The organism is Candidatus Sulfotelmatobacter sp. (genome assembly GCA_036500765.1).
Classification (GTDB): domain Bacteria; phylum Acidobacteriota; class Terriglobia; order Terriglobales; family Acidobacteriaceae; genus Sulfotelmatobacter.
Map to the genome: position 1 here is coordinate 372,509 of DASYBM010000004.1, position 25,081 is coordinate 397,589.

Below are 25,081 nucleotides of genomic sequence, written 5' to 3' on the forward strand. Positions count from 1 at the left end.
GCGACGTGGCCGCCGCCCGCGCCGCCACATCGAACTGATGGGACCTCCCGGTCGTGTCTCACGCCGGTAGGTCCCATTTCAGAGAGCTCGAGATCACTTTTTGCAAAGAGCGCAAGAATTCGCTCCCTTGGCCTTCAGTGCCAGCGCCTTTACACTAGAAGCGTGAAGATTGCGCTCGGCCAAATCAATCCCACGGTCGGAGACTTCTCCGGCAACGCTGCGAAGATCGTTGATTTCTCTCGCCGCGCCCAAGCCGCGGGAGCCGGCCTGATTTTATTTCCCGAGTTGTCGGTGTGCGGTTATCCTCCGCGTGACCTGGTTGAACGGTCTTCTTTCGTCGCGAAGAATCGCGAGACCGTCGAGCGTATCGCCTCCGAGACCCAGGGCATCGCCGTGATCTGCGGCCTGGTTACGCCCGCGCAATCCCACACCGGCAAAGCCGCCATGAATTCCGCCGCCCTGCTCATGGACGGCAAGGTCGCTTTCCTCCAGTCGAAAATGCTCCTCCCCACTTACGACGTCTTCGACGAGATGCGCAACTTCGCTCCTGCGCAGAGTCAGGAGTTGTTTCCGTTCTGCGGCAATCGGATGGCTCTCACCATCTGCGAAGATGCCTGGAATGACAAGCGTTTCTGGCCCAGGCAGATGTACATGGTCGATCCTGTGGAGTCGCTGATTCAGGCCGGCGGAAATTTCGTTTTGAATATTTCCGCCTCGCCCTTCTGGATCGGCAAGCGTGAACTCCGCCGCGACATGCTGGCCAGCATCGCCCGCCAGCACAAGGTTCCGGTCGTGCTGGTCAACCAGGTCGGCGGCAACGATAGTCTCGTCTTCGATGGCTCCAGTATCGTGCTCGATCGTCAGGGAGAAGTCATCGCGCAGGGCCGATCGTTCGAAGAAGATCTGATTTATTTCGACTCGCAAACTTTGACTGGCGAAATGCACCAGCAAATTGCCGGGGACCAAGCCAGCGTATATTCCGCGCTGGTGCTGGGCACGCGCGACTACATGCGGAAATGCGGCTTCCGCCAGGCGATCATCGGCCTCAGCGGTGGCATCGATTCCGCTCTTACCGCGGTCGTCGCGGCCGACGCCGTCGGGCCGGAAAACGTGATCGGTGTCGGCATGCCCGGACCGTATTCTTCGCAGGGCTCTATCGATGACGCCCGCTCACTCGCAAAGAACCTAGGAATCCGCTTCGAATTGCTTTCCATCAATGCCGCCTACGAAGCCTATCGCAATACGCTGCGCGATGTGTTTGCCGGATGCAAAGAAGATGTGACCGAAGAAAACATCCAGTCGCGCGCCCGCGGCACGTTGCTCATGGCGCTGTCCAACAAATTCGGCGCCATCGTGCTCTCCACCGGCAACAAGAGCGAGTTGGGTGTCGGCTACTGCACGCTCTACGGCGACATGGTCGGAGGGCTGGCGGTCATCTCCGATGTGCCCAAAACGCTGGTGTATCGCCTCAGCCAATATGTGAATTCGCAGCACGCCGTGATTCCTCAGTCCACGCTCGATAAGCCGCCATCCGCCGAGTTACGCCCCGACCAAAAAGACAGTGACTCGCTGCCGCCCTACGAAGTTCTCGACGCCGTGCTCGAAGATTACATCGAAGATTCGCATCCCGCCGAGCAGATTGCAGCCGATCATGGCTTCGACCTTGAAGTTGTGCGTCGCGTGATCCGCATGGTCGATCGCGCCGAATACAAGCGCCAGCAGGCCGCGCCCGGCCTCAAGATCTCTCCCAAGGCCTTCGGCTACGGACGCCGTTTTCCGATTGCCGCCAAGAATGAAGAGTGAGTAATGCCCTGATTTCGAATCGCGGCGTCCTTTCCGCATTTCTTGGCGTTCTTTGCGGCATTTCTTAGCGCAGTTTGCGGTTTCGTTGTTTTCCTTCGGGCGAAAGAAATTGGCCGCTCTTGACTGGCACAGAGTGCGGAGGTGGAGGGATGCCCAACTCAGGACACCACCGAAGTCCGGGGAAAGCGGAACCGGCGAATTTCAAGTATCCTGATACTTCGCTTCCATAACGCTTCAAGATTCTAAAACGCGAAAGGAACCAATGCGCAGTCCTCTGCACTCGATTCTTATTCTTCTAATAGCGGGTGGTTTTGCCGCAGCCCAATCCACGGCACCGGCCACATCTCCGGCCACTCCCGCTAAGTCCGCGCCCGCCAAGCCGGCCGAGAAACTCGGAACTCACGCGACCGAGAATCTTCCCTCTGAGACAACGGTTGATTCCTTCCTGCATCAACAGTTCGGCTACCAAACCGATCTGACGTGGAAGATCACCGGCATCAAGCCTTCGCCGATCGAGGGATTGGCCGAGGTCAGCGTCGTGCTCGCCAGCCCGCAAGGCCAGCAGTTAACGCGCTTCTACGTTGCTCCCGATGGCACGCACGCCCTGGTCGGCGAAATCATTCCGTTCGGCGCTCATCCCTTCGATCCCGCGAAAGAAAAGCTCGAGAAGGGAATCACCGGCCCTGCGCGCGGTCCCAAAGACGCGCCCGTCACCATCGTCGAATTCGGCGATCTCCAGTGTCCGGCCTGCAAAGCCGCGCAGCCCGTTATTGAAGGCCTGGTAGCCGCCGAGCCCAACGCCCGCTTCGTATTCCAAAGTTTCCCCCTGGAGATGCACAACTGGGCCGCGAAGGGCGCAGACTATGCTGACTGCGTCGGCCGAGCCTCCAACGATGCTTTCTGGAAATTTGTTTCTAAGACTTACGAAACGCAGTCCGACATCACCGCCGAAAACGCCGACGAGAAGCTCACTGCCATCGCCGACGGCGTAGGCCTGAAGGGTGCGGATATCGCGGCTTGCGCGTCTAAGCCCGAGACCAAATCTCGCGTCGATGCCTCGATCGCCCTCGGCAAAGCCGTCGATGTGGCGGGTACACCCACGCTCTTCATCAACGGACGCCGGGTCGGCAGCTTCGATCCCCGCATGGCGGATGTTTACAAGAACTTGGTGGATTTCGCGGCGAAGGCGAACTAAATCGCGATCTGGAAATTGTCCATCGGAATACGCCCCCAATTCAATGTTCCGCTTTGTTTTCCAGGTTGCTCAGGGCGCTCCTGGCCGAGTAGGAGTTAGGATCGATCAGGAGGGCGCGTTGATAGGAAGCCCGGGCACTGGAAATAAGGGCCATCGATTGTTGCAACTGCCCGAGCTGCAAATAGGCACTCGCCGTGGGTTCAGCGGCTGCGGCATCCATTAACTCCTGGAGGCGCACGAGCCCATCCAGTCCAGCCTGAGCAATCCGATTGTGCGGTTCTTTTTCGAGCACTTGTTGGAAGGATTCGCGAGCCGCAGTCAGATTGCCGGTCTGGACATAGCAGGCGGCCAGATTCAGCAAGCTCATGGTCTTCACGTTCTGATCGCGAGCCGGTCCGTTAGCGCGCTGAAATTCCTGAATGGCTCCTTCAAATTGACCGTGACCCTGTAAATCGATGCCCATATTCAGGTGAGCGATGGCGTCATTCGGATTGATGCGAACGGCATTTTCGAGGTGTATTAAGGCTTCACCCGCATAGCGCTCCCCCCCGGGCTGGAAGCTCTGTTCGAGAAGGTCGGCTCCAATAAAATCCTCCGCCAGATAATTGTCTTTTGTAACCGCCAGAGTGTGCGTCCACAGTTCCTGGCTGCTATGCCAGAAACCGACCTGTCGCCAGCTGAGGATTGCAAGTACCGCGAGAATTAAGGCAGCGGCTGTGGTCTTCCATCGGGACGCGATCGTCCAGCCATCCACCCAATCCGCTGTGCGCCAAACGAATAGCAGAAAAATTCCGACCAGCGGCAGGTATGCGTAGCGATCCGCCATGGCCTGGTCGCCCACCTGGACGATACCGATCATTGGAACCATCGTGCCCAGAAACCACAGCCAGCCTACAGGAACGTAAGCGTACCTGCGCTGCTGCCACGCCCACACCGAGATCCCTGCCAGCAACATTCCACACGCGAAAACCTCTCCGACGCTCAGACGCAACCCCGCATAGGGATAGTACGGCGCAAGATGCAGGGGCCAAAACGCCTTCACAAGATACATGCAGTACGCGTAAAGCGCATTTACTATGCGCACGCTTAAAGTTAACCTGGGGTCGAACGCCAGCGAACCTTTCTGCGCCATCATCGTAAGCGCGCTGCTGGCCGCAATCACCAGCAAGAACGGCAGCTTTTCCAGAATTAAGCTCCGAATCGGCCGCTGTGGAACCGGCGGGGTTTCGCGCGGTGGAACCCAGCCCTCAATTCGCTGCAACGGCCAGAAATCAAGCAGCAGCAGCACGAACGGCAGCGTGATTACCATCGGCTTCGAGGCAAGTCCGAAAATAAAAAACGCGACGATGGGCAGATAGCGCGCGCTGCTGGGCCGCCGCGCGTACCATTCATAGGCGCCAAGTGCCAACAGGAAGAAAAACATGGAGAGTACGGTCTTGCGCTCCGCCACCCATGCCACGCTTTCTACATTGATGGGGTGCAGCGCAAACAGTCCGGCTACGACAAAACTGCGCATTCTTGCCCCAGTCGACTGCTGCAGCAGCAGAAATAGCAAGATCGCGTTCACTATGTGCAACAGGAGGCTGGTGAAGTGATGGCCCGGGGCCGCAAGGCCGTATAGTTGGCAATCGAGCGCATGCGACACCCAGGTCAGCGGATGCCAGTTCGATGCCCTGGTGGATAAGAGCGCCCAGCTGAGCATCTCCAGCGTGACGCCTTGTTGGATCTGGTGATTGTGAAGAACGTAGGTTGGATCATCCAGGTCGGCGAACGGATTCCTCACGCTCCTTGAGTAAGCCGCCAGGGTCGCAATCGCCAGAATGGCGCAAAGCACAATATTTTTCTTAGCTGGAATCTCGTTCTTGCCCCCGAAAATAGCACCAAGGTTATACCGATCTCGCTTGGCGGCGACTCGGCCTGAAGCGGCCATTCGACCTAATGAGGTGTGACGCCCGACGCCCGCTTTTCCCTACTTTCCACTCAGCCAGATCTCCGGCGTCGTCGGATTGATATTCGCCACCACGTGCGGCGTGATGATAATCATCAACTCGTCGGTCTCCGACTGCTTGGTATTATTCACCATCGCCTGATTGAGCACTGGCAAGAAGCCGAGACCCGGGATCCCGCTCATGGAAAGCGTGTCTGTCTGCGAGACTTCTCCGGCCACCACTGCGGGCTCGCCATCCTTCAAATTGATGCTACCCTTATATTCGCGGTTTGAGATAACCGGAACCCCGTTGTTCGATTGCCCGGTCAGCGAACGAACCTCCAATTCCAATTGCAAGGCAACCGATCCGTCGCCATGCACCGTCGGCTTGGCCTTCAGGTTCAACCCCAGATCCTCATAGCTCACGGAAGGGAAGGGCGGAACGTAGCTTTGATTTCCCAGCACCGCCGAAATCGCCGGCGAGTTGTAAATGGGCGCATAGCTGGCGTTTTGGATGGGATAGCGCTCGCCCAGATGGAACGTAGCCTCGTTGCCCTGGCTGGCCCGCATCTGCATGTTCTCCAGGCTGCGCACCCACGATTCGTTCAAAGAAAGCATCGCCGCCAACTGGTCGAGACTCACTCCGCTGAAGGTGAGTCCGCCTCCGAACGTAGCCAGAGGTTGGCTGAAAATGCCGCCGTTCTGCCCGCCAAGCTGCGCCAAAAGCCCCGACAGAGCTGAACTGCCCACCTGGTTGATGCCGCCGGATGAAATCAATTGATTGATCAACTGCTGAATATTCTGCCCACCCGCCAGCCCAATCAACGCCACGGCGGGAATGTTGTACATGTTGAAAGTGTTGGGAATGTGGAGTCCGATGTTACGCGTAAGCTGATGGTTGATCTGGTAGACGCGCACATCCAGCATCACCTGCGGCCGCTGGTTGTTGAGTTGGTCCAGCAATTCAGAGGCAGCCTCAAGCATGTGCGGCGGCCCGCGCACTTCGACCGTGCCCGCGGCCAGACCGGAGCTCACAAAGTGCAGGTCGAACATGTTCCGCATCGTGGTCACCAGGTCGGTCGTTTCCTGCGGCGTGGAATGCGCCGGCAGAATAAACGTCCGCAGCGACATGCGGTCGTACTGCTTGTGGTTCTCCGTATTGTCGGCGGCGATCAGCATCTGGTGCGCGTCCAGCGCCGCCCACATGGTCTTGCTGACCTCGCAAATCAATTTCAGCGCGGTGAAAAAATCCACATTGTCAACATTGAAAACTACTTGCCGAGTCTGCACAGAATCGTCGAACTGTGCCTTCACTCCGTAGGCCGCCGCTAATTGTGCGAATAGTCCGCGAACCTCCCCGCTATAGTGGAATGTCGCCAGGTCGTTGTTGGGAGCCAGATGGATTTCGCCGGAATCCTCGAGACCCACCGGTGCCGTTGGGGGTGGCATCGGCGTCATAACTCGTGTGGCTTCCGCGAGTCGCTCCCGGGCGTAGTCGTTGTCCGCGTCAAGTTCGAGGGCGGCTCGAAATTCCGCCGCAGCCCGCAGGCGCGCGTCCTCCAATAGCAGCAGATTTCCATGCTCCACGTGGTTGAATACCAACTGCGCTTTGGCAACTTCGCGCGCCGTCAGGAACTGCATATTCTGCGGAGCCAGTCGCGTGGCTTCATCGAAGCGGGCAAACGCCTGGTCTGGCAGTCGCTGGTTCTGCAACTTGATTCCCTGATCGAATGCCTTGCGCGCCTCTTTCAGTTCTTTTTTCGAAACCAGGCAGTTCACCCCGCCCGGAATTCCATTTCCGCAGGAGATCGGCGGCGCCGGGGAAGCATCTTCACCCGCAGCAAATGCAGGCGCAGCGGCCGGAACGATCGCGATAAAGAAGATCGCGCTGACGAAGATAAATAACTTCCGGCGCATGGCTCTGATTTTAACTTGGTTCCTACGATTTCCCCTCACGCCAATAGGACCTAGTACCTTCGGTCGCAACGACCGGGGTGAAACCTTCTCACCCAGTCGAAGAACGACGACCTCCTTCGCTCTTGCAATCCAGAAAAAAATTGAGGCCTGAAGTCCGAGGGCTAAACTCCGCCGCCTGCTTTTCCTACGACAGCATCAACCGCTCAATGCTCCGTGCCTTCCCCGTCTGCTCGTCGCAATCGATGACCACCGCACACAGCCGCGCATCGCCCGTGGCGGGCTCGAAACGCACCGGCATGCCGTTCAGGAATTTGCCCACGACCAGTTCCTTCTTCACCCCGATCACGCCGTCGTACGGCCCACTCATGCCCACGTCCGTGATGTATGCCGTCCCATTGGGTAGAACCCGCTCGTCCGCCGTAGGCACATGCGTGTGCGTTCCCACAACAGCCGTGACCCGCCCGTCCAGATACCATCCCAGCGAAATTTTTTCCGACGTAGCCTCGGCGTGGATATCCACCAGAATCACCTTGGCCCGAATCTTCTCCAGCAGACGGTCCGCGGTGCGAAACGGATCGTCGTTCGACGCCATGAACACGCGCCCCTGCAAGTTGATCACCGCATAAGGAACTTTGCCCTTAATCCCCTCGTACACGCCCGACCCCGGCATGTCCGCCGGATAATTAGCCGGACGCAGAACGCGCCGCGCCGGCCCATGCCCGTTGCCCTCCACCATATGAAAATAGTCGATGATTTCGCGCTTATCCCAAACATGGTTTCCAGTGGTGATGACGTCGATATTGAACTCGAACAGTTCCTCCGCCAGCGCCGGCGTGATGCCGAATCCAGCGGCCGAGTTCTCGCCATTGGCAATAATCAGATTAATGGCATGCTCGCGAACAATTCCCGGCAGCCGGTCCTTAACAATATTCCGCCCCGGCCGCCCAAAAATGTCGCCAATAAATAAAATTCGCATGAATGTCGGACCAAACTTCGATGGTACCACGCGTCGAGAAGGCGCTCGTCAAGTGAGCACGGGATGCCGCAATTGGCTTACTTTTAGGCGGCACTCTGCACTCCAGAGTAGGATGTCATCCTGAACGGAGCCGCCTTTCAGTCGAAGTGAAGGATCTCCCGCTTAACCGAACTGTCGCGTGAACCAAACCGCATCACGCTCTAGCATTTCAGTCCCGCGCATCCAACTCCGCCGTCCGCAGAAAATCGTAGTTTCCCGCCGGATTCAGTTTCAAATTCCGTACGCGGTTAGTATGCACCAGCACGTTGTCCAGATACCACAGATTGATGTAAGGCTCATCCTCCGCCAGAATGCGCTGCACCTCGGCATAGAGCGGCTTGCGCACATTCGGATCGATCGCCTGCCGCGCCCGATCGATCAAGGCGTCCAGCCTGGGATTCGAGTAGAAGCCGCGGTTAGCCCCATTCGGCGGAAACCGCGATGAGTCAAACGCATATTCAAAAATATCCGGGTCCTCATTGCCCCCGATCCAGCGCAGCCCATACATCTGAAACGCCCCGTGCTGCACATCTGCAAAAAACGTGGCGAACTCGAAGCTGCGAATGTCGAGTGCGATCCCCGCCTCGCGCAATTGCTGCTGCATCACGGCCACCATCAGGCGCGTGTTCTCGTCCGTCGAGGTCTTCATCGTAATGTGGAAGCGTACTCCGTTTATCGCCGGATAGCCCGCCGCATCGAGCAGTTGATTCGCCCGTTTCAAATCGTGATCATAGGCGGGCACGCTGCCGTTGAAAGCCCAACTCTGCGGCGGCAGAACGCTCCGCGCCGGTTGCGCCTCCCCCCGCAACAAGTACTCGATCATCGGCCGCCGGTCGATCGCGCACGCAATCGCCTGCCGCACCCGTGCATCGTTCAGGATCGGATCGCGCAAATTGAATCCCAGGTACGCCAACTGCGTGCCGGCAGCGCGTTCCACGGCAAGTGTAGGCTCTTGCGCCAGCGTATACACCGTATCGGGCGTAAGAGAATTGAGGGCGATATCGCCGCTGCTCTTGCGCAATTCCAGAGCCCGCGTGGTCGCGTCGGGCACCACCGCAAAACGCACGCGCGCCAGTTTCGCCCGCTCGCCCCAATAGTCGTCGTTGCGCTCGACGATCACCTCGCGGTCGGTCTCGGCGCTCACGAACTTGAACGCTCCAGAGCCGATCGGGTGCTGCGCGATTTCATCCCCGCTACCGTAAGGGACGATCCCGATCGCCCCGTCCGACACATTCCACAGCAAAGTTGAATCCTGCTTCTTCATGTGGAAAATCACTGTGAAGTCGTCGGCGGCATCGATGTGGTCCACAAAGCGGTAGGCCGCGCCCTTTATGCTGCGGACTTTGCCTTGCAACAGCGAGTCGAATGTCCACTTCACATCCCGCGAAGTCAACGGGCGCCCGTCGTGAAAGCGGACGCCGCGATGGAGATGAAAAACGTAGGTCAACGGATCGGGAATCTCCCACCTCTCGGCCAGCCCTGGAGCGACGTTCAGATCCGCGCCGCGCGACAATAGATCGTCGAAGATCAATGTATCGATGCGCTCGGAAAACCCGTCAATACCCACCCGCGGATCGAGATTTGTCGGGCTCGACTCGATGATCATCACCAGCGTATTGGCATCGGGCCTAGCCGAACAGGAGAGAAGGGGGAACAAGAATAAGCAGACAACAGCAAATCCCAAAGCAAGACGGCGTCGAAACTCGAACCTCAACCGCTCGGCGCTAATTTCAAACGCGTCAATTCCACCAATTTCAAACGTGTCAATTCGCCTAATGTTAAACCTGTCATTTCGAGCGAAGCAAAATTGCGCGATTACGCGCCATTTCGCGAAGTCGAGAAACCTGCTTTTGCGCCGGAGAACGGCACTCACCGCCTCCCGAGGACGGCCTGACGCCCGACGCCCGACGCCAAACGCCTGAGGTCCGAGGTCTGAGGTCCGACGCCTGACTTGCGACGCCCACCGCCCAACGCCCGGCGCCCGATCCTCACGCATACGAGATCTTCCCCAGCACCGCAGCTCGCTTCGCACCCGTAGCCGACGGCACATTTGAAGGCCGCCGGTGCCACGTCTCATACGCCAGCACCGCGAAAGCTACCGCCTCTTTGGCTTCCGACGGCACGCCAAACTCGTCCGCGAAGCGCAAACGGATTCCCATCGGCGCAAGCCTTTCCGCCAGCATTCCGACCAGCGCGGCATTGCGCGTGCCGCCGCCCGAAAGAATCATTTCGCGAAAAGAATTCCTGCTTGCCGCCGGTGATTTTCGTAGAACGAATCGCTGCACCGCATCGGCAATGGAATGCGCCGTCAATGCGGTCGCTGTCGCCACGACATCTTCCTTTCGCGACCGCCGACATTGTTCCAGAAACTCGCGCACAAACTCCCTTCCGAATTCTTCGCGCCCAGCAGTCTTCGGGGGTCTCGCGCGAAGGAATTTGCTCGACAGCATTTTCTGCAGAACCGCTTCTATCACCGCACCCGACGCGCCAATTTTCCCTCCCCGATCGAAAGCCCTCCCATAAAGAGTCTCGGTAACGGCATCAATGACCATATTTCCCGGCCCCGTATCGAAGGCCAACATGCGGCTCGCATTCGCTCCCGCAGGAATCGCCGTAAGATTGGCAATGCCCCCAATGTTCTGGACAATTCGCCCGACCTTGCGATGAGCAAATAAAAGGCAGTCGAGATAGGGCACCAGAGGAGCGCCCTTGCCACCGGCCGCCAGGTCCGCCGGACGAAAATCCGATACCACCGGCACGCCCACCCGCCCCGCGATCACCGCAGCCTCGCCCGTCTGCCAGGTCGCGCTGATGTTTCGACCAAGAAATCGCTGCCATGTGCCCTGATGATACAAAGTCTGACCATGGCATCCGACCAGCTCGGCTTTAATCTGAAACTGTCGTTGGGTCGCCAGCACCGCGTCCGCGTATAACTCTCCTAAAAGAAAATTGAGCCGCGCCAGATCGGCCACGCTGGCCAAAGTTGCGTTCATCGCCGAAAGCACCGCAGCCCTGACTTTCGGCGGATAAGAATATTCCGCATGACCGAGCAATGTGATGGTGTGACAAGGGCCGAAGTGACGACGAGCCATGTGGCCGCGGCCGCCTCGGCCGCGCGCTTTTGGCTCAACTGCCCGTCCACCGCTCACACGCACCAACGCAACATTAATCCCATCCGCCGAAGTCCCGCTCATCACACCCGCGACTATCATCGGTTGATTGGGCTCGTTTGCCCTTCGCTTAGGCACGCTTTCTGCGCTCATGAGCGCGCCCGCCGTTTATCCGCCCGCCGCCCAAACGGCTCCAGGCGCACCCGCTCCCCAAACTCCCACAGCTGCCGCGTCAACTTCTCCACGCTGCGCGCCGTTGGTGCGAAGCGCGCACGTGTGGCGCGGGCAGTCTCGCCCGCGACTGCCGACTTCTTCTTAAATGCCAGCACTCGCCGGGCAGCCTCCGCGCAGCGCCGCGCAAATTTCGAATCTTTCTCCGCCGTCTTAACCAACGCCTCATGCGCTTGCAGAATGTAATCCTCGCGATGACAAATCAGGCAAACGTCGCCCCCCGCCCGCACAAACTCCACCGCCGCCTCGCCGACTGGCGCCGCCGCAAGCACCCCGCCCATCTCGAGATCGTCCGACACGATCAAATTCCGGTATCCGATGCGCTTGCGCAAAATGTCCGTAATCCAAACCTTCGACAGCGATGCCGGAGTCCGGTCACGCGTAACCTGCGGATAAGCCGCATGCGAAACCATCACCATCGGCAGCTCTCGCCGCAGCGCCCGGTAAGGAACCAGATCCCCCGCCCATAGGTCCTTTAGCGATTTATCAATCACCGGCAAATCGTGATGGCTGTCCAGGGTACCCTCGCCAAGTCCAGGAAAATGTTTGCCGCATCCGAGTACTTTTGCCCCGCGCAGTCCAGCCAGAAACTCACGCCCGTAGGCGACGGCCTCACGCGGATCCGCTGACACGGCGCGCGATTCCAAGACACTCAGCGATGCCTCGAAGGCCAAATCCAGCACCGGCGCAAAGTCCACATTGAAGCCGAGGGCCCGGCAGTTCTGGCCGACGATTTCCCCATGCCTGCGATAAAGCTTCCGATCGCCCGTAGCGAACACGTCCGCCGCCGATGGTGTCGCTCCCAGCGCATCGCGAAAGCGGTCAACCGTCCCACCTTCAAGATCGACACAAGTAAACAGTGGTGTGCCAACGCATTTCTGGCAGTCCCGCAGCAACCGCCAAGTTTGCTCCGGTCTCTGAACGTTGCGGGAAAAAAGAATCACGCCGGCCGGCTGAAGCCGCGACAACAGGAAACCGACCCGCCTCGAAAGCTCAGCCCCATCAAAACCAACGACGAGAAGCTGCCCAATCTGTTCGATACCACCCGTCTTGCCGCGAATCGTCATTAGCAGTTGTGGATTCCCTCTGTGATCCCCTGTGACCTCTGTGGTTAAATTTCTTTCTTCAACTCCGCCAATAAATTCAAGGCCTCCAGCGGCGTCAGCCGGTTCAAATCCACTTCCCGCAGCTTGTCCAGCACCGGCTGGGACAGTGGCGTAAAAATCGTCAACTGCGCCGGCGGTGGTGTTGCTCCAGGAGAAAGATGCGCCGTCGCCTGCTGCTCCGCGAACTCATGCTCCACCAGAACCTCCTGCGCCCGCACGACGACTTCATTTGGCAGTCCCGCCAGCTTGGCCACTTCGATGCCGTAACTGCGATCCGCCGGCCCCGATTCCACTTTGCGCAAAAACGCGATTCCCCCGCCAGTCTCTTTCACTGACACGTGATAATTCTTCACGCCCGCCAGCTGATCGGCCAACTCCGTGAGCTCGAAATAGTGGGTCGCGAACAAAGTCTTCGCCCGCACCCTCGCATGCAAATATTCCACCGCCGCCCACGCAATCGCGAGCCCGTCATACGTCGATGTGCCGCGCCCCACTTCGTCGAGCAAGATTAAGGATCGCGCAGTTGCCGTGTGCAGAATCGCCGCCGTCTCGGTCATCTCCACCATGAACGTCGATCGCCCGCGGGCCAGGTTGTCGCTCGCTCCAATGCGCGTGAAGACGCGATCCACCACGCTCAGCCGCGCCGATCGCGCCGGCACAAACGACCCCATCTGCGCCAGTATCACAATCAGCGCGGTCTGCCGCAGATAGGTTGACTTGCCGCCCATGTTCGGCCCGGTCAGCAGCATGATGTTGTGCGTGCTGCCGTTCAAATAAAGATCGTTGGGCACGAAGCGCTCGCTGCCGCCCGCCATCTCCTGCTGCTCAATCACAGGATGGCGGCCTTCAATGATTTCAATTTCGCTGCTCTCCGCAGATTCGACAAAGGTCGGCCGGCAATAATTCCGCAGCGCCGCGACCTGCGCCAACGACGCAAGCACATCCACTTCCGCCAGCGCCAGCGCAGTCTGCCGGATGCGCTTGGCCTCGCCGGCAATCGCGGTACGCAGCTCGGTAAACCGCCGCCGCTCGATCTCGACAATCTTCTCCTGCGCGTCCAGAATCTTTACTTCATATTCCTTCAACTCAGGCGTCGTGAAGCGCTCCGCGCCCACCAGCGTTTGTTTGCGCTCGTAGTCTTGTGGAACCAGGTGCAGATTCGGCTTCGACACCTCAATGTAATAGCCAAAAATAGAATTGAACTTCACCTTCAGCGACGTTATGCCCGTGCGCCCGCGCTCGCGCTGCTCAATCTGCGCCAGCACCTGCTTGCTGTTGCGCGAAAGTTCCCGCAGTTCGTCGAGATCGCGATCCACCCCACCCGCAATCACGCCGCCATCGGCAAAACTGAGAGGCGGCTCCGGAACAATGGTTCGCTCGATCCGTTCGCGCACGTCGCTGAGTTCATCGAGCGACGTGTGCAAAGTTTGCAGCCGCGCCGCCGCCAGCCGACCCAACGCAGCCTTGACTGCGGGGATCTTCCTCAACGATGCCGCCAGTGCCAGCACATCCCGCGGATTCGCCGTCTCCAGCGTTACCCGGCTCAACAGTCGCTCCAGATCGAGCACCCCATCCAGCGCCCGACGCAATTCTTCGCGCGCGACCGTCTCTTTTACTCCCGCCTCCACTGCGTCAAGCCGCGCGTTAATCTCCTTCAAATCCAGCGACGGCCGCAGCAGCCACGCGCGCAACAGTCGCTTTCCCATCGGCGTGACCGAGCCGTCCATTGATCGTAATAAAGTGACGCCCGCATCCGCTCCCGCAAACAGCGGCTCAATCAACTCCAGATTTCGCACCGTGACCGCATCCAGCACCAGGCAATTCTGCCGCTCATACCATCCGATACGATCGACGTGGTCGAGCGTTCCTCGCTGCGTCGAACGCACGTAATACAAAATCGCGCCCGCTGCGGCCGCAGCCGCGGTGCGCCCCGCCAATCCAAAGCCTTCCAACGACAGCACGCCAAAATGATTCTCCAGCAGCGGAATCGCATGATCTGCCGCAAAAACCCAATCATCCAGCGGAGTCTCGGTGCAGATCAATGAGCCTTGTAAAGATGAAACACGTGGGGACGGACGCAGCCTGCCCTGAGCGGAGCCGAAGGGTCCGTCCGCCCGAGCGAAGCCAGGCTGCTCCTTCGCAGCCGCGCTCTCAAACAACGGCGCCGCCGATCCATACAGCAACTCCTTCGGCCGCAACTGCTCCAACTCTTCCTGTACCCGCCGCAGCGCGCCCTCGCCCGAAAATTCCGTTGCCCGAAACTCTCCCGTCGACAAGTCGAGCGCCGCAAATCCTACACGCTCTCCCACCTGCGCCAGCGCCGCCAGAAAATTGTTCTCCTCCGACCCGAGTGCGGAGTCCGCCGCGGTCCCCGGCGTCATCACCCGCGTCACTTCCCGCCGCACCAGCTTCTTCGCCTGCCGCGGATCTTCCATCTGCTCGCAAATCGCCACCTTGAAGCCCTTGCGAATCAGCTTCCCGATGTAGCCCTCCGCCGCGTGATACGGCACGCCGCACATCGGCACCGCCACACCTTTTTCCTTATTGCGGGAAGTCAGCGTGATCTGCAACTCTTGGGCAGCCACAATGGCATCATCGAAGAAGAGTTCGTAGAAATCGCCGAGGCGAAAAAACAAAAGCGCGGTGGGATGTTCCTTCTTGACGGCAGCATACTGCCGCATCAGCGGAGTGGACGGCTCGGTCATTATCTCGAAGATCTGGGCTCGTCGGATCTGGGCGGGCTTCGGCGGATTATAACAAAGCTCCGCGCGAACCTTCTGCGGCATTTCGCATCCCGTGCCCTGAAATTATCGCAACAAATCGGGTTGACTCCGCTTCTCTCCCAATGTTCTCCTTGCCTATGGAACTCCGCAAGGATCCCATCACCCGCTCCTGGGTTATTACTGGGGACGACATTACCGGCGACGATTCGGCCGAGACGAGCCCGCGACCGACCGCCTGCCGATTTTGCGATGGTGCAACGCCGTCTCTGCACTTGATCGCGAAATCTCCAAACGCCGTCGGCACTCCCTGGTCCGCTCGTTCCGTTGTCCATCCCGCGCCTCTCTACCACATCGAGGGAGAACCGGGCCGCCGCGGCGACGGCATTTATGACCGCATGCACTCCGTCGGCGCGCACGAAGTCATCGTAGAAAACCCCAGCCATGACCGTCATCTCTGGAACGCCAGCGACGATGAGATTGCTCACTTCCTTCGCCTCGCCGCCGAACGTATTCTCGACTTGAAGCGCGATCCCCGCATCAAGTACGTCAGCCTCTTCAAAGATTACGGCAAGAACGCCGGCCAGGAATTCACTCATCCCACTTCGCAGATTACCGCGACCATGTTTGTGCCGCGCCGCGTGCTCTACGAGTTGCGCGCCGGCCGCGAATATTTTGTCAGCAAAGAACGATGCGTCTTTTGCGACATTATTCAACAGGAAGAGCGCCAGGCTCAGCGCGTGCTCGAGGCTCGCGGCGATTATCTCGCGCTCTGCCCCTTCGCGCCCCGCGTTCCCTACGAGACTTGGATTCTGCCGCGCAACCACGATGCGTCATTCGAGCGCACTGGACTGAACAAGCCCGGCCTACGCACTAACCTCGCCGCCCTGATCCGCCGCACATTGCAACGAGTCCGCTCGGTCACCGAGGAGTTTCATCTGGTGCTGCACACCTCGCCGAGCAGTCTTCATCCCTCGAAGAACCTCGGTTATTGGAAGACCATTGACGATGACTACCATTGGCACATCGAGATTCTTCCCGTCGTCAGCGGATTCAAAGCGAAGTCCTACACCTTTAAAGAGGTCTACTACTCGCCTGTAAGTTCCGAAAGGGCAGTCAAGCAATTGCGCGAAGCAAAGATCGACGGCTAGAATCGACGGGTAAAATTGGAAAGATATAGAGATTAGAGACTTATGTGGGGACAGCCGCCCTCGGCTGTCCGGCCGGGCAAAGCCCGGCAGCCCCTTGGATGCGGCCGGAAATATATGTCGATCAATATGTCCGCCAAAGTCACTGGCCTCATCCCGATGGCATTCGCTGCGGACGTGCAGCGCTCCGCGGAATTCTACACATCGCTGGGGATGGAAGTTCGCGACAGCCTCCGCAACCCTGCCGGCAGCCTCCAATGGATCCACTTGGCGTGCGACGACGCTCATCTGATGTTTTCTCGCGCTTCCGAACCGGTTATTCCCAGCCAGCAGGCGGTGCTGTTTTATCTTTACTCGCCCAATCTGATCGCCTTGCGCGACCATCTGCTGGCCAGGGGCATGAAAGTCTCGTCGATCACTTACCCTGGGTACATGCCCAAAGGCGAGATCCGAATCAACGATCCCGACGGCTACGTGCTGCTCATCGGCCAATCAGATTAGTCAGGGAACCACCTGCCAGGTGTTGGGTCTTAGGCCTGACACCTGGAACTGAACAGCCAAACACCTAATACCGAAGCCCTCACCGAGCCGCTCCCTTGCTGAGCGGCGCCACCGGCTGGCGCATGAACTGCTCCGCCGCTTTCGCCTCCAGCGGTTCAGAAAAATAGTAGCCTTGGCCGTATTCGCATCCCAGTTCTTTCAATCGCTCCATTTGACGCGCCGTCTCAATGCCTTCGGCGATCACTTTCAGCTTTAGCTTCCGGCCCAGGCTGGCAATCAACTCCACGGCCTCTCCGGCATTGCGGTCCGACTGCATCTCGCGCACCAGCGAGCGGTCGATCTTCAACGCCTCCACGGGAAACTCCCTCAATCCCCGCAACGAAGTCACGCCTGTGCCGAAATGGTCGAGAATCACCCCGATGCCCAGATGCTTCAGATGCGAGAGCGCGCTCCTGGTAACTCTTGAATCCGCCGCCGCAATCTCCTCGGTCATTTCTAGTTGCAGCCGTGCGGGTTCAATGCCGGTTTGCTCCAGCGCATCCTGAATGTCATGAATCAAATGCGCGTCGGCGAACTGCCGCGCCGACACGCTCACTGTGACCGTTACCGGCTGAAAAGCCGGCTTTTGAATCGGATGGCGCCCCCAATCCTGCAATTGCCGGCAAGCCTGGAGCATCAGCCAATGCCCAACCGGCACGAGGATTCCGCTGTTCTCGGCCGCTTCGATAAAACGATATGGAGAAATCAGTCCTTCCGTGGGATGGTCCCAGCGCAGCAAAGCCTCGAAACTTACAACGGAGCGCGTCTCCAGGTGCACCACCGGCTGGTAGTAAATGCGAAACTCGTGTCGATCCATCGCCGCGCGCAGGTCGGTCTCGAGTCGCAATCTGCCGACGGCTCGGCTATGCATGGCCTCGTCCAAAACTTCGCAGCGCGATCCGCCCAGCGCTTTTGCACGGCGCATCGCGACATCGGCATCTTTGAGTACGTCCTCGGGCTGCATATGGGTCCGCGCGCTCAGGGCAATGCCAATGCTCGCCGATACGCGCACTTCGCGGGACTCCACGGCGAAAGGCTCCGCGATCGCTTCCTGAATTCTCCGCGCCACGCGCAAGGCATCGCTGGGCTCGCCGACCGCCTCCAGAAGAATCGTGAATTCATCTCCGCCCAGCCGGAAAAGAGCCGCTTCCAGCACAACTCCGGCGCCATCGTGGCGTGCGCCCGCCGCATCAATTCCCAGGCCGGCGCAAATCCGACGTCCGATTTCCACCAGGACCTGGTCGCCGGCTGCGGCGCCCATCGATTCATTAAAGACCTTGAAGTGATCCAGGTTGGCCAGCAGCAGAGCGTAAGGTTGTCCCGCGTTACCGCGGGCTCGAGCATGCGCATTGCCCAGTCGATCGAGAAACCGGCGGCGGTTGGGCAGTCCAGTCAGGGGATCGTGAAACAAGTTATGTTCCCGTTGCTCTTCCGCCCGTTTGCGGTCCGTGATGTCGCGATTCACAATGACGAGCTTCGCAACTTCGCCCTTGGCGTCGCGCACGCCGCTGGCCAGCGATTCCAGAACCCGCCAGCTTCCGTCTTTGTGCTTAATGCGATACTCCATTCGTTTTCCGACGCCAGAGGCTCGCGCCTCCCGTGCCGCTTCGAGCACCCTGAAGCGATCGTCGGGATGAATCTGCTCGAACGACGAAGTCTCCCCCAACTCCGCCGGAGAATAGCCCAGGATCCGCTTATAAGCGGGACTGTTGTACAGGCGCCGTCCCTTCACATCCACCAGGGCGATCATATCGGCGGCGTTTTCGGTGACGATCTGAAACAACTCCTCGTGTTTTTTCCCTGCGCGATGGATCTGGTAAATCCGCATCTGCTGGTACACAACCAAAAGCGCCAGCGCGCCCAGCGGAATCCAAAACCATTGCAGCGCCATTCGGAGACCTCCAGTGGAAATCTATCGGCTGGACGCCGCAAGAGTTGAATCGGCGCACGCCTCGCTGTCGTTACAAGGTTTTTGACGTGGGATGTCATCCTGAACGCAGCCGCTCTTCAGGCGGAGTGAAGGATCTCAAACTTACCGACTCGGCGCGTAAACATTCCAACGCCGCGACAACTGGACGCTCCGCGTTCATAATGTCCCCATGACAGTTCGCCGCCTGAAGACCTACACCGGAGCCCAGGGCTATGTTTACCAGTACTACTTCGTCGGCAAACGCCCCGCGTTGCCGGACGATCCTGAAGCGCCCGCCACCGAATTTATTTTCGATGTGACCTCCGACCGCAAGGTGACCTACGCCGTCAGCGTCTTTCTCCCCGGCCGCACCTGCGCCGCCTGGGCCACGAAGCATGGACGCCTTCTGAGCGATGCCGAGCAATATGCCGCCGTCAAGCTGCGACTATTCCGCGCCTTCGATGAACTCGAAGACGTAATGGCGAAAGGCCGCCGCCTGAGTATTGGCACGGCGCTGCTCGAAGAAGCTTTGTCTAGCCTGGGCGTAGAATAACCCCGTGAAAAAGTTAGTAATCATCAGCTCGATTCTCTTGGCAACAGCGCTGTCTAGCGGCGCGGCGTTTTCGCAGAGCGCGCGTTGGTCCGAACAGAAGGCCGACTCCTGGTACGCGCACCAGCCCTGGCTCGTCGGCAGCAACTACATTCCCAGGTCGGCGATCAATGAACTCGAAATGTGGCAAGCGGCCACCTTCGATCCCGCTCAAATCGATAAAGAACTCGGCTGGGCCGAAGGCCTGGGCATGAATACCATGCGCGTCTTTCTACACGACCTTCTCTGGCAGCAGGACGCCGCCGGATTTCGCAACCGCATCGACCAGTTCCTAACCATCGCGGCGCGGCATCACATCCGTCCGCTGTTCGTCCTCTTCGATTCTTGCTGGGATCCTCTCCCTCATCTCGGTCCGCAGCACGCGCCGGTTCCCGGAGTCCACAATTCAGGGTGGGTGCAGAGTCCCGGCGCCAAGGCGTTGGCCGATTCAACCGACTATCCACGGCTGAAAGAATATGTGCAGGGCCTCGTCGGTGCCTTCGCCAAAGACGACCGCATTCTTGGCTGGGACGTATGGAACGAGCCCGGCTCCGATCAAACGGAAAATTATCCGAAGACTGAGTTGAATAATAAAGAAAAAATAGCCCGCGTCACCGCGCTCTTGCCACAGGCTTTCGCCTGGGCCCGGGAGATGAATCCCACGCAGCCCCTGACCAGCGGAGTGTACGAAGTCGACATCTCCCGCGATGCAGCGGCGCAGGACGAACTGGAGCAGATTCAATTGCGGGAGTCCGACATCATCACCTTTCACAACTATAGTTGGCCGGAATCGTTCGCCGGCGAAATCGCCTGGTTGCGGCAATTCCACCGCCCGGTGGTCTGCACGGAATACATGGCGCGCTCCGTAGGCAGCACCTTCGACACGATTCTCCCCATCGCCAAGCGCGAACGCGTCGGCGCCATCAACTGGGGATTCGTCGCCGGCAAAACCCAGACCTATTATCCCTGGGAGTCGTGGCAGCATCCTTACGTGCACGACCAGCCGCCCGTGTGGTTTCACGAAGTGCTGCGCCCCGATGGCACGCCGTATCGCCAGGCAGAAGTGGATTTAATTCGTCATCTAACTGCGGCGAAAAGTCCTTAACCCTCAGTAGCACCTCTGTGGACCTCAGTGTCCTCTGTGGTTCAAGATTTTGAACCCGTCCCACATTTCCCCTGCTCCCGATTACAATCACGGTTCATGAAGATGTCCTACATTATTCTCGTTGGCGCACTCTGCTGTATGGCAGCGTGCAGTAAGCCGCCAGCTCCAGTCGAGGCATCCGCCGCAGCGCCAACTCCATCTCCGATCTCGTCGCCGATCATCCCCGACGCTGTAGAGCGGAAACTTCAAGAGTATTCCGGATCCAATGCTGCCGATTGCGGACGCCTCGACGTGAAAGTCGACCCCGACCGATCGAAGGCGGCTGCCGATTGTGCCCTGCAAAACAGCCAAAGCAAACACCCGTTCTATGTCGCCTACGATATGCCCGGCATGATCGTGGGAGTCGCCGGCAACTCCGCCGGCAGACTCTTCAGCGTGCAATCGGAAGGCGCCGGCGCCGCCGCAAAGCTGACCAGCGGCGATTGCCCCTCGGAATTGCGCGTCGCCGCCAGCGGACGCGTCACTTGCTTCGCGCCCGGCGACATGGGTTCGTTGGGCGGCGGCCACACCGCCATCCCTCCGGGCATGCCCAATCCCCACGCCTTCCCCAAGGCGAAGTAATCGACGGGCCGCCGCAAACCGGCATGTTTAAATGGCGATGTCATCGAATTGCGATGTCATCAAGTCGCGATGTCATCCCGAGCGGAGCCGTTCTTCAGGCGAAGAGAGGGATCTCGGTCTCACCCGACCCGGCGCGTGAGCCAGGTGCTCCTACCGGTTACCAGCGGACTCAAGACCCAGCCCGCGTCTTGGGGTAAACTCAGTAAATCGCGGTAACACAAGCCCTATGGCCTTGCTTTGGTTGCGCTTCGCGCTGGCTTGCTACTTCATCGGACTGGTCTACGCCTTTGTGGCGCTCACGCGCACCAGCGACCTGTTCAGCCGGATCGCCCTGCACGCCGCAAGTCTCGGCATGGTTTTCCACTTCGTCTCCCTCACCGAGTTATATCTTTCCGGCCAAGTCGTGTGGACTTCGGTGCACAACGCGGAATCGCTGCTGGCGTTTCTGTCCATGTCGTTCTTCATGATTATCTACGCCATCTACCAGACCACGTCCCCCGGTGTGGTGGTGTTCCCGGTAGTTTTCTTTCTGACTTTCGTGGCGGCCCTGGACGAGCAACCCGTCCTGCTGACAACGTTCGTTTCCAGCAAAGGATGGCTCTTTGCCCACATTATTCTGATCTTTACCGGTTATGCGGCGCTTCTGGTAAGCTTCGGCGCGAGCCTGCTTTACTTGCTTCAGGAACGCCGCCTGAAATCCAAAAAGCCGACCAGCCTCATTGCCTTCCTGCCCGCGCTCGAAGTTATCGACCAGATCGGCTATCGCTCGCTGCTGCTCGGTTTTCCCTTCATGACGCTGGGCTTGATCACAGGTTCGATCGTCGCAATTACCGCTCCGCAGATCGGCCGCGTGGATTTTCTCGACCCCAAGATTTTATTGTCGGTGCTGATGTGGGCCGTCTACATGCTCATGGTCTTCACGCGCTGGAATTCCGGATGGCGCGGACGCCGCGCCGCCGTGCTCGCAACCTTCGCTTTCGTCGCAGCCCTGGCCGCCTGGGCCGCCAACTATTTTTCGACGATCCACAGGTTCATCTCATGAAGGCTCATCTCCTGAGGTTCATATCGTGAGATTCCAGCTCATCGGCGTGAATCACATGAGCGCTCCGCTCGAGGTGCGCGAGCGCCTTGCAGTCCCCGAGTCGCGCCTGCCGGACATCTGCCGCGATCTCGCGGCGTATCCCGGAATCGAAGAGGGCATGGTAATCTCCACCTGCAACCGCGTCGAAGTCATAGCTCACACCACCAACGGCCATGCCGACCTTCGCGGATTCCTGCACGGTCATTTCCACCTGACCCCCGATGAACTGGACGCGCATCTCTACGAATTTCGCGAGAAAGATGCCGTCCGGCATTTGTTCCGCGTAGCCTCCAGCCTCGATTCGATGGTGGTGGGCGAGGCGCAGATTCTCGGCCAGGTAAAAGAAGCCTATGCGCGAGCTCGCGCGGTGGGCGCCGTTCGCGGACAACTCGACCAGCTTTTCAGCCGCGCTTTCGCCGTAGCCAAACGCGTGCGCAGCGAAACCGCCGTGGGATCTTCGTCGGTGTCGATCGCTTCCGTCGCGGTCGAACTGGCAAAAAAGATTTTCGGGACGCTGGAAGGCAAGACGGTCTTCATTGTCGGCGCCGGCAAGATGAGCGAACTCGCCGCCCGCCACCTGATGGCCCACGGCTGCGCCGCAATCTTCGTTTCCAATCGCACCTACGACCGCGCCATCGGCCTGGCCGAGAAGTTCGGCGGGCAAGCCATTAAGTTCGACGATCTGTATTCCACCTGCGACCGCGCCGACATCGTCATCACCTCCACCGGCGCGCCCCACGCCATCTTCCGCCGCGAGCACGGCGAGCAGTTCCTCTCCCGCCGCAAAAACCGGCCAATGTTCTTCATCGACATCGCCGTCCCCCGCGACGTTTCCCCGGAAATGGGCAAGCTCGATGGCATCTTCACCTACGATATCGACGACTTGCAGCAAGCCGTTTCGAGCCACGTCGCCGACCGCCGCAAAGAAGCCGAACTCGCCGAGGCGATCATTACCAGCGAAGTTGAAAAATTCGAAGCCCGGGCACATACGCTGGACGTTGTCCCGACGATCGTGTCGCTGCAAGATCATCTCGAAACTATCCGCCAAGCGGAAATCGACCGGGTCCGCGGTCGCCTCGGCCAAATGACCCCAGAACAGGAAATTGCCGTCGAAGCCCTGACCCGCGGCATCATCAACAAAGTCATGCACACGCCGATCACCACACTGAAAACCGCGGCGAAAGAATCCGAAGCGACCACAGTGATTGACGTAGTGCGCCGCCTCTTCAACCTGCGCGACAAAGAAATAAACAAAGAAGAAAAAGAAGCCCCCTCGCCGCCGGAGAAGAAAAACGAAGTGGGAACGCGCCCGTAAGTAGCGTTATGTGAGGGATCGTTCAGAACGGACGAAGCGACTGGCCTTTTAGCTAAGAACGTGGAATCATGTTCTTGGGGGACTGTGCATGAAACTCAGCGAACGAATCGATTGGGCGCCATGCCCACTGGTCGAAGTCAAAGCGGATGTGCAAAGCGGAGCCCCGGTGCTGCGCGGCACGCGCCTGCCGGTCAGCGCAATCGTGGATAACTTCGACTATGGCCTCAGCCCCGAGGAAATCGCCGAGCAATTCCAGGTCTCAGTTGACCGCGTTCAGGAAATCCTAAAATACGTCGCAGGCCACCGCGTTGCGCATCCTGCTTGACCACAACGTACCCGTGAGAGTGCGGAGATTCTTACCGAAGCACAATGTGCTAACGGTTGTCGAAATGGACTGGCCATCTCAGCTAGAGAACGGGAAACTACTAAGGGCTGCCGAAGGAGCAGGCTTTGATTTGCTCGTAACGTCCGATCAGAACATCAGATATCAACAAAATCTGACGGGCCGCAAGCTCGCGGTTCTGACACTCGGCTCGAATATCTGGCGGATTGTCGCTACGCATAAGGCGGAAATAGTCGCCGCCGTCGATGGGGCAACTTCCGGAAGCTATCGCTTCGTCGAAATGCCACTCCCTCCAAAGCCTCGGACACGCTCAAGATGAAGATGAATCAATCTTCTGCTCGTGTTCCAAATGCCACTACCCTCCGCATCGGCTCCCGCGGCTCCCAACTCGCGCTCTGGCAGGCCAACCACATCTCCGCTCTACTGCGCGGCCGCGGACGCGAAATTGAAATCGAAATCGAAGTTGAAATTGAAATCATCCACACCACCGGCGACAAGATCACCGACGTTCCGCTCGCTATGGTCGGAACGAAAGGCGGATTGGGCAAAGGAATTTTCACCAAAGAAATTGAAGAAGCCCTCGCCGCCGGACGCGTCGATCTCGCGGTCCATTCCTTAAAAGATTTGCCCACCGAACTTGCCCCAGGATTCGAAATCGCAGCCATTACAAAAAGAGAAGACCCGCGCGACGCCTTCTGCTCACGCCATTACGCGAGCTTCCAGGAATTACCGCAGAGAGCCCGCATCGGCACATCCAGCCTGCGCCGTCAGGCGCAACTCAAAGCCGTGCGCCCCGATCTCGACATCCATCCCCTGCGCGGCAACGTCGACACGCGCCTGCGCAAACTCGAACAAGGCGAGTACGACGCCATCATTCTCGCCTCAGCTGGACTGAAGCGTCTTGGCAAGACCGATCTCGTCAGGCAAATTATTCCCGTGGAAATCATGTGCCCCGCTGCCGGCCAGGGCGCGCTCGGCATCGAAATTCGCCAAGGCGACACCGCCACGTGCCAGCACTTGGAATTCTTGAACGATCCCGCCGCCCGCGCCGCGACCACTTGCGAACGCGCTCTGCTCAATAGTCTTGGCGGAGGTTGCCAGGTCCCCATCGGCGCCTTCGCAGAATTGCGGGTGGATGAAAACAAGCACAGCAGACTGCACCTCGAATCCATCGTCGCCGATCCCGACGGCTCGAAAGTGTTGCGCGACTCCCGCGACGGAGATGATCCCGAAACCCTCGGCAACGCCGCCGCCACCGCGCTACTTGCGCGTGGCGGCGACCAAATCCTCGAAGCCGTATACGGCCGCGGACTGGCCGTCCCACCGCAACCCTAGCGCTCAATAAACGGAAAAGAGGCGGGAGAAAACGGTTCGTATCAGGGCATGCCTTCAGGCATGCCGTAAAA

At 59.0% G+C, this 25,081-nt stretch carries 19 protein-coding genes; 11 read left to right on the top strand and 8 right to left on the bottom strand.

What is annotated here, in order from left to right; all coding sequences use genetic code 11:
* Nucleotides 1-162 precede the first annotated feature (162 nt).
* Nucleotides 163-1,803: an NAD+ synthase gene (locus VGM18_04335; protein ID HEY3972207.1), complete on the top strand. Its 1,641-nt coding sequence runs from the start codon at nt 163-165 to the stop codon at nt 1,801-1,803.
* A 262-nt stretch (nt 1,804-2,065) separates the two neighbouring features.
* Entirely contained in the window at nt 2,066-2,998 is a 933-nt protein-coding gene (locus VGM18_04340; GenBank protein HEY3972208.1) for a thioredoxin domain-containing protein, read from the top strand.
* A 40-nt stretch (nt 2,999-3,038) separates the two neighbouring features.
* On the opposite strand, the gene VGM18_04345 is transcribed toward VGM18_04340, so the two are convergent.
* The 7 genes from VGM18_04345 to mutS all read right to left on the bottom strand — a co-directional run bounded on the left by VGM18_04345 (nt 3,039) and on the right by mutS (nt 15,090).
* A complete protein-coding gene (locus tag VGM18_04345; protein ID HEY3972209.1) occupies nt 3,039-4,928 on the bottom strand; it encodes a tetratricopeptide repeat protein in 1,890 nt (629 codons plus the stop codon).
* A gap of 39 nt (nt 4,929-4,967) precedes the next feature.
* Nucleotides 4,968-6,842 carry a type II and III secretion system protein gene (locus VGM18_04350; GenBank protein ID HEY3972210.1) on the bottom strand — a complete coding sequence of 625 codons (1,875 nt, stop codon included), beginning with the start codon at nt 6,840-6,842 and terminating at the stop codon, nt 4,968-4,970.
* Nucleotides 6,843-7,026: 184 nt separating this feature from the next.
* On the bottom strand, nt 7,027-7,818 hold the full coding sequence (locus VGM18_04355; protein ID HEY3972211.1) for a TIGR00282 family metallophosphoesterase: 792 nt from the start codon (nt 7,816-7,818) through the stop codon (nt 7,027-7,029).
* A gap of 208 nt (nt 7,819-8,026) precedes the next feature.
* Nucleotides 8,027-9,463, bottom strand: coding sequence for an ABC transporter substrate-binding protein (locus VGM18_04360; GenBank protein HEY3972212.1), 1,437 nt, complete (start codon nt 9,461-9,463; stop codon nt 8,027-8,029).
* Nucleotides 9,464-9,845: 382 nt separating this feature from the next.
* On the bottom strand, nt 9,846-11,069 hold the full coding sequence (locus VGM18_04365) for an anhydro-N-acetylmuramic acid kinase (protein HEY3972213.1): 1,224 nt from the start codon (nt 11,067-11,069) through the stop codon (nt 9,846-9,848).
* A 47-nt stretch (nt 11,070-11,116) separates the two neighbouring features.
* The gene (nagZ, locus tag VGM18_04370; GenBank protein ID HEY3972214.1) at nt 11,117-12,265 is read right to left on the bottom strand and encodes a beta-N-acetylhexosaminidase; all 1,149 of its coding nucleotides are present in this window, start codon (nt 12,263-12,265) and stop codon (nt 11,117-11,119) included.
* A 44-nt stretch (nt 12,266-12,309) separates the two neighbouring features.
* Nucleotides 12,310-15,090: a DNA mismatch repair protein MutS gene (gene mutS / locus VGM18_04375; protein HEY3972215.1), complete on the bottom strand. Its 2,781-nt coding sequence runs from the start codon at nt 15,088-15,090 to the stop codon at nt 12,310-12,312.
* A 74-nt stretch (nt 15,091-15,164) separates the two neighbouring features.
* On the opposite strand from mutS, the gene VGM18_04380 reads away from it, so the two are divergent.
* Together VGM18_04380 and VGM18_04385 are read left to right on the top strand one after the other, a co-directional pair.
* Complete coding sequence (locus tag VGM18_04380) at nt 15,165-16,175, top strand: hypothetical protein (protein ID HEY3972216.1); 1,011 nt, start codon at nt 15,165-15,167, stop codon at nt 16,173-16,175.
* Nucleotides 16,176-16,289: 114 nt separating this feature from the next.
* Nucleotides 16,290-16,673, top strand: coding sequence for a VOC family protein (locus VGM18_04385; protein ID HEY3972217.1), 384 nt, complete (start codon nt 16,290-16,292; stop codon nt 16,671-16,673).
* A gap of 79 nt (nt 16,674-16,752) precedes the next feature.
* Here the strand turns inward: VGM18_04385 and VGM18_04390 are convergent, their stop codons facing one another.
* Nucleotides 16,753-18,603: an EAL domain-containing protein gene (locus tag VGM18_04390; protein ID HEY3972218.1), complete on the bottom strand. Its 1,851-nt coding sequence runs from the start codon at nt 18,601-18,603 to the stop codon at nt 16,753-16,755.
* A 208-nt stretch (nt 18,604-18,811) separates the two neighbouring features.
* Between VGM18_04390 and VGM18_04395 the strand changes: the two genes are divergently transcribed.
* From VGM18_04395 to hemC, 7 genes are all read left to right on the top strand, one after another.
* Entirely contained in the window at nt 18,812-19,174 is a 363-nt protein-coding gene (locus tag VGM18_04395) for a hypothetical protein (protein ID HEY3972219.1), read from the top strand.
* Between the two features lie 4 nt (nt 19,175-19,178).
* Nucleotides 19,179-20,315 (top strand): 1,4-beta-xylanase, encoded by a 1,137-nt coding sequence (locus tag VGM18_04400; protein HEY3972220.1) that lies wholly within the window; start codon nt 19,179-19,181, stop codon nt 20,313-20,315.
* A 96-nt stretch (nt 20,316-20,411) separates the two neighbouring features.
* Entirely contained in the window at nt 20,412-20,936 is a 525-nt protein-coding gene (locus tag VGM18_04405; protein HEY3972221.1) for a hypothetical protein, read from the top strand.
* 226 nt (nt 20,937-21,162) lie between these two features.
* On the top strand, nt 21,163-21,978 hold the full coding sequence (gene ccsA / locus VGM18_04410) for a cytochrome c biogenesis protein CcsA (protein ID HEY3972222.1): 816 nt from the start codon (nt 21,163-21,165) through the stop codon (nt 21,976-21,978).
* 25 nt (nt 21,979-22,003) lie between these two features.
* Entirely contained in the window at nt 22,004-23,332 is a 1,329-nt protein-coding gene (gene hemA, locus VGM18_04415) for a glutamyl-tRNA reductase (protein ID HEY3972223.1), read from the top strand.
* Nucleotides 23,333-23,420: 88 nt separating this feature from the next.
* Entirely contained in the window at nt 23,421-23,657 is a 237-nt protein-coding gene (locus tag VGM18_04420) for a DUF433 domain-containing protein (protein HEY3972224.1), read from the top strand.
* A 339-nt stretch (nt 23,658-23,996) separates the two neighbouring features.
* Nucleotides 23,997-25,010, top strand: coding sequence for a hydroxymethylbilane synthase (gene hemC, locus VGM18_04425; GenBank protein ID HEY3972225.1), 1,014 nt, complete (start codon nt 23,997-23,999; stop codon nt 25,008-25,010).
* Nucleotides 25,011-25,081 lie beyond the last annotated feature (71 nt).

Bases quoted from the DNA above. Each gene is read 5' to 3' on its own strand.
- VGM18_04340 (HEY3972208.1), top strand. From the start codon at position 2,066: ATGCGCAGTCCTCTGCACTCGATTCTTATTCTTCTAATAGCGGGTGGT.
- VGM18_04345 (HEY3972209.1), bottom strand. From the start codon at position 4,928: ATGGCCGCTTCAGGCCGAGTCGCCGCCAAGCGAGATCGGTATAACCTT.
- VGM18_04350 (HEY3972210.1), bottom strand. From the start codon at position 6,842: ATGCGCCGGAAGTTATTTATCTTCGTCAGCGCGATCTTCTTTATCGCG.
- VGM18_04355 (HEY3972211.1), bottom strand. From the start codon at position 7,818: ATGCGAATTTTATTTATTGGCGACATTTTTGGGCGGCCGGGGCGGAAT.
- VGM18_04360 (HEY3972212.1), bottom strand. From the start codon at position 9,463: ATGATCATCGAGTCGAGCCCGACAAATCTCGATCCGCGGGTGGGTATT.
- VGM18_04365 (HEY3972213.1), bottom strand. From the start codon at position 11,069: ATGATAGTCGCGGGTGTGATGAGCGGGACTTCGGCGGATGGGATTAAT.
- nagZ (HEY3972214.1), bottom strand. From the start codon at position 12,265: ATGACGATTCGCGGCAAGACGGGTGGTATCGAACAGATTGGGCAGCTT.
- mutS (HEY3972215.1), bottom strand. From the start codon at position 15,090: ATGCCGCAGAAGGTTCGCGCGGAGCTTTGTTATAATCCGCCGAAGCCC.
- VGM18_04380 (HEY3972216.1), top strand. From the start codon at position 15,165: ATGGAACTCCGCAAGGATCCCATCACCCGCTCCTGGGTTATTACTGGG.
- VGM18_04385 (HEY3972217.1), top strand. From the start codon at position 16,290: ATGTCGATCAATATGTCCGCCAAAGTCACTGGCCTCATCCCGATGGCA.
- VGM18_04390 (HEY3972218.1), bottom strand. From the start codon at position 18,603: ATGGCGCTGCAATGGTTTTGGATTCCGCTGGGCGCGCTGGCGCTTTTG.
- VGM18_04395 (HEY3972219.1), top strand. From the start codon at position 18,812: ATGACAGTTCGCCGCCTGAAGACCTACACCGGAGCCCAGGGCTATGTT.
- VGM18_04405 (HEY3972221.1), top strand. From the start codon at position 20,412: ATGAAGATGTCCTACATTATTCTCGTTGGCGCACTCTGCTGTATGGCA.
- ccsA (HEY3972222.1), top strand. From the start codon at position 21,163: ATGGCCTTGCTTTGGTTGCGCTTCGCGCTGGCTTGCTACTTCATCGGA.
- VGM18_04420 (HEY3972224.1), top strand. From the start codon at position 23,421: ATGAAACTCAGCGAACGAATCGATTGGGCGCCATGCCCACTGGTCGAA.
- hemC (HEY3972225.1), top strand. From the start codon at position 23,997: ATGAATCAATCTTCTGCTCGTGTTCCAAATGCCACTACCCTCCGCATC.